Origin of the sequence: Vibrio xiamenensis (assembly GCF_900100015.1) — a bacterium.
Taxonomy (GTDB): Bacteria; Pseudomonadota; Gammaproteobacteria; order Enterobacterales; family Vibrionaceae; genus Vibrio; species Vibrio xiamenensis.
Window position 1 is genome coordinate 1 of sequence record NZ_FNDD01000082.1, and the last position, 1,091, is coordinate 1,091.

Annotated in this window: 1 rRNA gene; it reads right to left on the reverse strand. The window is 52.8% G+C overall.

What is annotated here, in order from left to right:
• A 23S ribosomal RNA gene (locus tag BLS03_RS25320) occupies window positions 1-1,091 on the reverse strand; the annotation flags it as partial.

Genomic DNA, 1,091 nt, shown 5'->3' on the forward strand with positions numbered 1-1,091 from the left:
GAACAACCCTTTAGGACACTTAAAGTGCCAGGGAGAACTCATCTCAGGGCTCGCTTCCCGCTTAGATGCTTTCAGCGGTTATCGATTCCGAACTTAGCTACCGGGCAATGCGTCTGGCGACACAACCCGAACACCAGAGGTTCGTCCACTCCGGTCCTCTCGTACTAGGAGCAGCCCCCTTCAATTCTCCAACGCCCACGGCAGATAGGGACCGAACTGTCTCACGACGTTCTAAACCCAGCTCGCGTACCACTTTAAATGGCGAACAGCCATACCCTTGGGACCGACTTCAGCCCCAGGATGTGATGAGCCGACATCGAGGTGCCAAACACCGCCGTCGATATGAACTCTTGGGCGGTATCAGCCTGTTATCCCCGGAGTACCTTTTATCCGTTGAGCGATGGCCCTTCCATTCAGAACCACCGGATCACTATGACCTGCTTTCGCACCTGCTCGAATTGTCATTCTCGCAGTCAAGCGGGCTTATGCCATTGCACTAACCTCACGATGTCCAACCGTGATTAGCCCACCTTCGTGCTCCTCCGTTACTCTTTGGGAGGAGACCGCCCCAGTCAAACTACCCACCAGGCACTGTCCTTACCCCAGATAATGGGGCCAAGTTAGAACATCAAACATACAAGGGTGGTATTTCAAGGATGGCTCCATAACCACTGGCGTGATTACTTCAAAGCCTCCCACCTATCCTACACATGTAGGCTCAATGTTCAGTGCCAAGCTGTAGTAAAGGTTCACGGGGTCTTTCCGTCTAGCCGCGGGTACACTGCATCTTCACAGCGATTTCAATTTCACTGAGTCTCGGGTGGAGACAGCGTGGCCATCATTACGCCATTCGTGCAGGTCGGAACTTACCCGACAAGGAATTTCGCTACCTTAGGACCGTTATAGTTACGGCCGCCGTTTACCGGGGCTTCGATCAAGAGCTTCGACCTAAGTCTAACCCCATCAATTAACCTTCCGGCACCGGGCAGGCGTCACACCGTATACGTCATCTTACGATTTTGCACAGTGCTGTGTTTTTAATAAACAGTTGCAGCCACCTGGTATCTGCGACTTCCAATAGCTCCATCCGC